The sequence below is a fragment of the Candidatus Methylomirabilota bacterium genome (assembly GCA_035709005.1).
Classification (GTDB): Bacteria; Methylomirabilota; Methylomirabilia; order Rokubacteriales; family CSP1-6; genus 40CM-4-69-5.
The window spans coordinates 1-7,720 of sequence record DASTFB010000015.1 but is presented as its reverse complement, the minus strand read 5'-3'; the positions used below and the strand labels follow the sequence as shown (position 1 = coordinate 7,720).

The following is a 7,720-nucleotide window of genomic DNA, read 5'->3' as shown; positions in this document are numbered from 1 at the left end:
ACCGTGACCTCGTCGGCGAAGGCCTGCACCTCGCGCAGCTTGTGGGTGATGATCACGGCCGTCAGCCGCCCGGCCCGGGTGAGCTCGCGCATCACGCCGAGGATCTGGTCGGCCTCGTCGGGCGTGAGCACGGTGGTGGGCTCGTCCAGGATGATGACCCGGCGCCCCAGGAAGAGCTGCTTGAGGATCTCGAGCTTCTGCTTCTGGCCGGCGGCCAGCGTGGCGACCGGCCGGTCGAGATCGATCCGGAACGGCATGCTGGCCTGAAACGCCTGCAGCCGGGCTCGCACGGCGTCCCAGCGTACGATGGCCGGCGCGTCGTCGGCGCCCAGGATCAGGTTCTCGGCGCCCGTCATGCTGGGCACCAGCGTGAAGTGCTGATAGACCATCCCCAGGCCGAGCTGGTGGGCGTGGCGGGGGTTGGCGACGACGCGCTCGGCGCCGTCGACCAGCACGCGCCCGGCGTCGGCGTGGTGGTAGCCCATCAGGCACTTCACCAGCGTGCTCTTGCCCGCGCCGTTCTCGCCGAGGATCGCGTGGAACGTGCCGGGCGCCAGGCGCAGGGACACCGCGTCGAGTGCGACGAGGTCGCCGAAGCGCTTCGTCATGTCGACGACCTCGATCTCTGGCGGGCGGGCGATGCTCATCGGCTGATCGTCAGCTCGCTAGGGGCGCCGACCAGCACCTGCCGGGGCGACGAGCTCAGGATCAGGAGGATCAGCGTCAGCACGTAGGGCGCGGCATTGAGCAGATAGTAATGGCCCGTGATGCCGATCGATTGCAGCGCCGGCCCCAGCGCGGTGGCGCCGCCGAACAGCAGCGAGACCCAGAAGCAGTGCACGGGATGCCAGCGGGCGAAGATCACCAGCGCGATTGCCATCAGCCCCTGGCCGCTGGAGAGCCCTTCGTTCCAGGTCCCCGGATAGTAGAGCGAGAGGAACGAGCCGCCCACGCCGGCCAGAAAGCCGCCCGCCGTGGTGCTGGCCGTGCGGATCGCGGACACGGAGTAGCCGAGCGCCCGGGCGGCGTCGGCGTTGTCGCCCGCGGTGCGCAGGACGAGACCCCAGCGCGTGTTGAACAGCGCCCAGGCCAGCAACGGCGCCAGCAGGGCTCCGGCGATGAACAGCGCGTTGATCTCGAGCGCCGCCCGCACCGCCGGCGACGCGCTCCAGGCACCCAGCTCCAGATGAGGCAGGCGGGGCGCCGTCGGCTGGATGAACGGCTTGCCCAGATAGAAGGCCAGGCCGGTGCCGAGCAGGAAGAGCGCGATGCCGACGGCGACGTCGTTCACGCGGGGCAGGGAGCATACCAGGCCGTGGACGAGGCCCAGGAGGGCGCCCGCACTGCCGGCGACGAGCACCCCCAGCCAGGGCGAGCCGCTCAGGTACGCGACGCCATAGCCGCTCATCGCGCCGAGCACCAGCGTGCCCTCGAGCCCCAGGTTCACGCGGCCGCTGCGCTCGGTCAGCGTCTCGCCCAGGCTCACGAACAGGTAGGGCACCGAGACCCGGGCGGCGCCGCCAAGCACCGCGATCAGGACGCCCCACCCGCCGAGCTCCATGGCGCGCTCAGACCGTCCGGGGCCGGAAGATGCGGAAGCGCCCGGCCAGCGTGTTGGCTGCCAGCACGGCGACGAAGAGCAGCCCCTGGAGCACGAGCGTGGCCGCATCGGGCAGGCCGAAGCGCCGCTGGAGCAGGCCGCCGCTGGCCGAGATGCCGCCGAGCAGGACGGCCACGGCGACGACGGCCAGGGGATTCTGGCGGGCCAGGAACGCGACCAGGATTCCCGTGTAGCCGTAGCCGACGGCCAGCGAGGCGCTGGCGAACCCGTGGACGGCGATCACCTCGACGGCGCCGGCCAGGCCGGCGGCGGCGCCACCCAGCATGGTGGTGGCCAGGATCATGGCGCCGATCGGCAGCCCGACCATCCGCGCCGCGCGCGCGTTGCCGCCCAGGATGTCGACGCCGAAGCCGAACGTCGTGTGCCGCATGAGCACCCAGGTCACGAGGCAGGCGGCGACGCCGAAGGCCAGCCCCCAGTGGATGGAGGTGCCGGGCAGCACGCCGATCATCAGACTCTCGCCCACGGACCAGCTCGCCGGCTTCAGCACCTGGGCGAAATCCCTGATGGGCCCGGTGACGAGGTGATTCATGAGCGCGATGGCGATGTAGTTCAGGAGCAGGGTGGAGATCGTCTCGTTGACGCCCCGCCAGTGGCGCAGCGCGCCCGCCGCGCCGATCCAGAGGCCGCCGCCGAGGGCGCCGGCCGCGCACATGGCGGCGATGGCGAGGACCGGCGGCGCGCCGGCCAGGCTCACGCCGACCAGCACGGTGACGACCCCGCCGATCACCAGCGCGCCCTCGCCTCCGATCACCAGCAACCCGGCCCGGGCCGGCAGCGCCGTGCAGAGCGCCGTGAGCATGAGCGGCGCCGCCTGCGTTAGCGTGTGCTCCAGGGAGAATCGCGTGCCGAACGCTCCCTGGAAGAGGGTGAGGTAGACCTGGACCGGGCTGAGTCCCCGCAGGGCCACGAAGACGCCGAACAGGGCCAGGCTGCTGACTAGCGCGGCCGCGGTGATGACCGCCGTCTCGGCCCACGCGCCGAGCCGCACCGCTACTTCTTGAGCCCGGTCTTGCCGATCGCGCCCTCGACGAGGAACTTGACGCCCAGCTTGAACTTGTTGTCGTCGTTGGCGATGACCTGTCCGTCCTTGAGGACCACGTTGCCCTCGTTGTCCTTCAGCGGCCCCGTGTAGAGCTTGACGGTGTCGTTGACAAAGCCTTGTTGGAGGGCGAGCACCTTCTTCCGCACATCGGCCGGCACCGCCTTGCCGAAGGGGCTGATGGCCACCATGTCCTGCTTGAAGCCGCCCCGCAGGAGGTTGGGATAGGTGCCGCCCGTCTGCCAGGCCTGGACGAACTTGGCGCCGGCCGCCCAGTTCCACTCGGCGCCGGTGAGGAAGCCCTTGGGCGCCAGCTCGGACACGTCCGTGTGGTAGCCGCAGCTCATGATGCCGCGCCGCTCGGCGTTCTCGATCACGACCTTGGCGCTGTCGACGTTGGCCACGATGACGTCGACCCCCTGATCGATCAGGCTGTTGGTCACCTCGGCCTCGCGGACCGGATTGTTCCAGTCGCCCGTGATGACCACCTGACAGGTGATGGCCGGGTTCACCGACCGCGCGCCCAGGATGAAGCCGTTGGCGTTGTTGAAGATGAAGTAGAGCGGCTTGGAGCCGATGAAGCCGAGCTTGCGGGTCTTGGTCAGATGCCCCGCGGCCGCCCCGCAGAGGTAATGCGGCTCTTCCATGTAGCCCCGGTAGCCGATGGTGTTCTTGGGGTCGCCGTCCTTCCACAGCGCGCCGATGTGGGTGAAGAGCACCTTGGGGTACTTACGCGCCAGCTTGAGCACGCCGGGCCAGTAGCCGAACGACGTCGCGAAGATGACCCCGGCGCCGTCCTGCTGGATCATGCTCTCCATGACCTTCTCGACCTCGACCGTCTCCGGCACGTTCTCCTGCTCGATCAGCTTCACGCCCTCGAGCCTGGCGATCTTCTGGGCCGCCACCGCATGCGACTGGTTCCACCCGTAGTCGTTCTTGGGCCCGACATAGACGAAGCCGACGGTGACCGGCTTGGCCGCGGCCCGAGCCAGCCGGGGTAGCAGGCCTTCCAGGCCGGCGGCGGCGAGAGTGGCGGCGGACCCTTCCAGCATCTGGCGGCGCGTGACGTGCGGCATGGCTCTCCTCCTGCCTTGGGGGGCGTCCTACAATAAACGAAATCCGGCGGCTGGGGGAGGGCGTGGCCAACGAGGCCCGAGGCGCCGGGAGGTGACAGATGACTGATCCGGGGCGTGGTGCGCTAGGTCCGGGTGAACCGGCGCCAGACTTCGAGCTGCCCGCAGCCGATGTCGAAGGAACTGTGACGCTCGCAGAGTATCTCCGTCTCGGGCCGGTCTTGCTTACGGTGCTGCGCGGCCTGTACTGTCCGTTCTGCCGGCGTCACATCAGCCAGCTCAGACCTACATGCGAGGCGCTGCGGGTTATCGGAATCACGCTCCTCGGAGTTGTCGTCGCCAGCCCAGAACGGGCTCGGCAGTACTTTAGACATTTCCCTGCGTGTTTTCCCATGGCGGCGGACCCTGACCGCACGATTCATCGAGCGTACCGGCTTCCAGAAGTGGCGAGGACCCCTGAATTTCTCCAGGAAACGGAACGCAAAGCATCCGAGATCCTCCTGGAGGAACGCCAGGAGCCACCGCCGGGCCAGGCGTTGTCGATCTTCATGACCTCGGGCGGCTTTGAGATGACCATTGAGGACCGGGCCGAAATGAAGCGACCAGCCCCGGCGACCGCCCATTTCCTCATCGGCCGCAACGGTGTGATCGTCTGGTCCCGCGTCGACCCGTTGATGGTTCCTCTACCTTCAGCGGAGGAGTTGTCTTCACTAACCTGACACCCGCGCGCAGACGCGACTCGAACCCGTGTTTGGTCGCGGTCACGCTTTCGCCCGCAGTAATCGCTCGTTACTGGTTGTTCAGTTCCCAGAAAACACGACGCGCCTAAAACCCGCAGGCCCTGAGGTGCCGAGTGACCCATCGCGCTGGAAGAAGAAGACGTGACTGTATCTCCCTTCATTCAGCGAACGCTTCTTGGGACTGCCCGATGGTCCTTGCCGCCATCCGGCCAGATCGGCTACCGTTCGAGCACGAAGGGTCAGCGGGTGGGTATGTTCCGGGCGGGAGTGTCGGCCTCCTACACGCCAGGTTCGCCAGGCCTGCCTGCCCGGCCGCAAGCCGTCCTTCGTGGGGTCGCGACTCAGTGGTGGTATCTTGCCGGGCCTCGCAGTGTATCCCGGCCCGGCTGGTGGATGGCCCGCAAGGTGGCGGAAAAACAGCGATCAGGAATCGCGGGCGGGGTCGCGTGGCAATGATATACGGAACTAGGCTATTGGATATCGAAGTTCAAGATAGATGGAGTTGGGCGGACAAGGCAGACCATTGAGATCTCGAAGTCATGCTCCCTGACGTGATCCGGACCGGGCGCCTGGTTCTTCGACCATGGTCGGTCGACGACGCCGGAGATGTTTTCCAATACGCAAACGATGTGGAGTGGAGTCGATACCTGCGGATTGCGCAACCCTATTCCCTGGAGGATGCGCGAAAGTTCATCACCACACAGCTGTTGCTGAATCGGCAGGAGCACCCTTCGTGGGCAATCGAGCACGAGGAACGCGTCGTGGGCGGAATCAATCTGCGGCTGATGTCCGACCTTCGGATTGGCGTGCTGGGATACTCGATTGCCCGAGCAGTCTGGGGACGCGGCCTGGCAACAGAGGCCGCTCGAGGCATTGTCGACACGGCGTTTAATGGTTGCCCGACGCTCGCATGCGTGAGGGCTATTGTCGATGCGCGCAACGCCGCATCACTTCGAGTGCTCGAGAAGCTCGCGATGAAGCGTGAGGGCGTACTTCGGTCGAATCGGTTTACCAATGACGGGCTGGTGGACGAAGTCTGGTGTGCGATATCGCGAAGCGAGTGGGAAGCTGAACGGGCGGGTGGTAGATGAAGCGCCGCCCAACCACACGCTCCAGCGCCCGGGCTCGCGATGCTCGCCCCGGCCGCTGAGCGTGAGCGTTGGGCCGACATATGAGCATGGATAAGTCCGAGCAGATTGCCGAATCGCACCTCAAGTCTCGCGGCTTTCAGAGCATCGTGTACGAGCCCGATGGCAATATTCCTCCCGACTTTCTCGTCGACGGGCAGATTGCGGTCGAAGTCAGACGGTTGAACCAGAATGAAGACACCGCAGAGGGTCCTCGTGGCTTAGAAGAAGTGGCCATCCCATTGCAAGGCGCCGTGAAGCGGTTGCTTAAGGAACTCGGACCATCGCGCGGCGGCGAGAGTTGGTACGTTATGTACGACTTCCGGCGCCCGTTGGCAGCTGACTGGCGTCCGGCGCTGCGTGGTAGCCTGATGGCGTTTCGTGACGGCCCCGAGCGTCAAACCGGTCGTCGAGCCGTCGCCCCACGCCTTAAGGTAAACCTGATTCGCGCGGGCCGTTCGTATCAGGACTTTTTCGTGCTTGGTGGCTACGCCGATGGTGATTCGGGCGGCTTCGTCCTGTCAGAACTCAACAGGAACATTCGCATCTGCGTCCTTGATAAGACAAACAAAGTGGCCCGTGTGCGCGCGAACTACCCTGAATGGTGGCTACTGCTCGTAGACCATATCGGCTTCGGGCTCGACGCCACTGGTCGTGTAGAACTTCGGCAACTCCTTCAGCTGGAGCATTCCTGGGACAAGATACTCATCGTCAGCCCAATCGATCCCCCCATGGCCTATGAGCTATATGCGAACGTCTCTGGTTGAGCGCGGCCCAACAAGCGGACGCAGCTGACGAAGCGCAGCCATACTGTGGCTAGACCCGCTGTTCGGACCGTAGCCATTGGATCGCGCTTCGCATCTGATCCGCGGCGTTAACCGCTATCCACAATTATTTCTTTGTGGCCGTGGCCCGCCCCTTTGAGACCGCTCTAAGGACTGCAGGAGACGTCGCGAGTGTCGCAGGGGTTTTTGGCCACCCCGGTGCTCGTTAACAAGGACACTCGGGCAATAGAGGGCGCTCGGCCAGTTACCCCCGCGCCTGCCGGCGCTCCTCCAGCTCCTCCAGCGTCCGTGGCCAGTCCGCCCGCAGCAGGCGGGACAGCGCGCGGTCGGCGAGGAGGCGGCCGCCGGTCTGGCAGGTCGGGCAGTAGTTGGTCTCGTTCTCGGCGTAGACGATCCGCTGGACGGGAGTGCCGCACACGGGGCAGGGTTTGCCGTAGCGTCCGTGGACGGCCATGCCTTCGCGGAAGGCCGTGACGCCTTCGGGGAAGCCGCCGGCCGCGTCCCGGATGAGCCGCTCGCTCCACTCCACGAGCACGCCCCGGGTGGCCTCGTGCAGGCGCGCGACGTCTTCGTCGCTGAGCTGGTCGGTGAGCTTCACCGGCGAGAGACGGGCCCGGTGCAGGATCTCGTCCGAATACGCGTTGCCGATGCCGCTGAAGAGCCGGGGATCGGTCAGCGCGCGCTTGAGGGTATGGCGCTCGCTCAGGAGCGCGGCCCGGAACGCCGACAGGTCGGTCTCCGGCACCTCGAGACCGCTGGGGTCGTGCTCGGCCAGCGCGGCCTCGCCGCGGACCAGGTAGAGCCCGGCGCGTCGCTTGGTGCCGGCCTCGGTCAGGATCAGGGTGCCGGTGGAAAAATCCAGCGCGGCCAGGCCGATCCGGCCGGGGGCCCGGGCGCCCGATGCCTTCCAGAGCAGTCGGCCGGCGATCATCAAGTGCAGCACCACGAAGCGCTCGTCCTCGAGCACAAAGACGATCCGCTTGCCCAGGCGCCGGAGACCGAGCACTCGCCGGCCCACGACCTCGCCGACGGGAGGCTCGACCGAGCGGAGGACGAAGGGGTGGAGCAAGCGGATGGCCTCGAGCCGGGCGTCGACCACGCGGGACCGCAGCGCCTCGATGTAGGCGACGACGTCGGGCAGCTCAGGCATTAGGATGTCGGGACATGAGCGACATCGCGGCGCCCTTCGATGTCCATCGCGACGTGGTCCGGCCGGAGTGGATCGACCACAACCAGCACATGAACATGGGGTACTACCTGGTGGTCTTCGACTTGGCCACCGACGCCTTTCTGGCCTGGGTCGGATTGGATGCTGCGCACCGCCGCGACAAG

Annotated in this window: 9 protein-coding genes; 4 read left to right on the top strand and 5 right to left on the bottom strand. The window is 66.7% G+C overall.

The annotated features are described in order from the left end of the window. The 4 genes from VFR64_02685 to VFR64_02670 all read right to left on the bottom strand — a co-directional run. The coding region (locus VFR64_02685; protein ID HET9488653.1) for an ATP-binding cassette domain-containing protein at window positions 1-647 on the bottom strand (647 nt) is incomplete at its 3' end. After that, the gene (locus VFR64_02680; protein HET9488652.1) at window positions 644-1,561 is read right to left on the bottom strand and encodes an ABC transporter permease; all 918 of its coding nucleotides are present in this window, start codon (window positions 1,559-1,561) and stop codon (window positions 644-646) included. The genes VFR64_02685 and VFR64_02680, both read right to left, overlap by 4 nt. A gap of 7 nt (window positions 1,562-1,568) precedes the next feature. Continuing rightward, on the bottom strand, window positions 1,569-2,612 hold the full coding sequence (locus VFR64_02675) for an ABC transporter permease (protein HET9488651.1): 1,044 nt from the start codon (window positions 2,610-2,612) through the stop codon (window positions 1,569-1,571). Window positions 2,613-2,614: 2 nt separating this feature from the next. Further along, complete coding sequence (locus VFR64_02670; GenBank protein HET9488650.1) at window positions 2,615-3,739, bottom strand: BMP family ABC transporter substrate-binding protein; 1,125 nt, start codon at window positions 3,737-3,739, stop codon at window positions 2,615-2,617. Window positions 3,740-3,837: 98 nt separating this feature from the next. Between VFR64_02670 and VFR64_02665 the strand changes: the two genes are divergently transcribed. The 3 genes from VFR64_02665 (at window position 3,838) to VFR64_02655 (ending at window position 6,370) form a co-directional block, all read left to right on the top strand. Further along, window positions 3,838-4,455, top strand: coding sequence for a peroxiredoxin-like family protein (locus VFR64_02665; protein HET9488649.1), 618 nt, complete (start codon window positions 3,838-3,840; stop codon window positions 4,453-4,455). Window positions 4,456-5,015: 560 nt separating this feature from the next. Further along, entirely contained in the window at window positions 5,016-5,567 is a 552-nt protein-coding gene (locus VFR64_02660) for a GNAT family N-acetyltransferase (protein ID HET9488648.1), read from the top strand. Between the two features lie 86 nt (window positions 5,568-5,653). Continuing rightward, a complete protein-coding gene (locus VFR64_02655; GenBank protein HET9488647.1) occupies window positions 5,654-6,370 on the top strand; it encodes a hypothetical protein in 717 nt (238 codons plus the stop codon). A 262-nt stretch (window positions 6,371-6,632) separates the two neighbouring features. Here the strand turns inward: VFR64_02655 and VFR64_02650 are convergent, their stop codons facing one another. After that, window positions 6,633-7,538, bottom strand: coding sequence for a DNA-formamidopyrimidine glycosylase family protein (locus VFR64_02650; GenBank protein ID HET9488646.1), 906 nt, complete (start codon window positions 7,536-7,538; stop codon window positions 6,633-6,635). 14 nt (window positions 7,539-7,552) lie between these two features. Between VFR64_02650 and VFR64_02645 the strand changes: the two genes are divergently transcribed. After that, on the top strand, window positions 7,553-7,720 hold a 168-nt coding region (locus VFR64_02645; GenBank protein ID HET9488645.1), incomplete at its 3' end, for a thioesterase family protein.

Bases quoted from the DNA above. Each gene is read 5' to 3' on its own strand.
- VFR64_02680 (HET9488652.1), bottom strand. From the start codon at position 1,561: ATGGAGCTCGGCGGGTGGGGCGTCCTGATCGCGGTGCTTGGCGGCGCC.
- VFR64_02670 (HET9488650.1), bottom strand. From the start codon at position 3,739: ATGCCGCACGTCACGCGCCGCCAGATGCTGGAAGGGTCCGCCGCCACT.
- VFR64_02665 (HET9488649.1), top strand. From the start codon at position 3,838: ATGACTGATCCGGGGCGTGGTGCGCTAGGTCCGGGTGAACCGGCGCCA.
- VFR64_02660 (HET9488648.1), top strand. From the start codon at position 5,016: ATGCTCCCTGACGTGATCCGGACCGGGCGCCTGGTTCTTCGACCATGG.
- VFR64_02655 (HET9488647.1), top strand. From the start codon at position 5,654: ATGGATAAGTCCGAGCAGATTGCCGAATCGCACCTCAAGTCTCGCGGC.
- VFR64_02650 (HET9488646.1), bottom strand. From the start codon at position 7,538: ATGCCTGAGCTGCCCGACGTCGTCGCCTACATCGAGGCGCTGCGGTCC.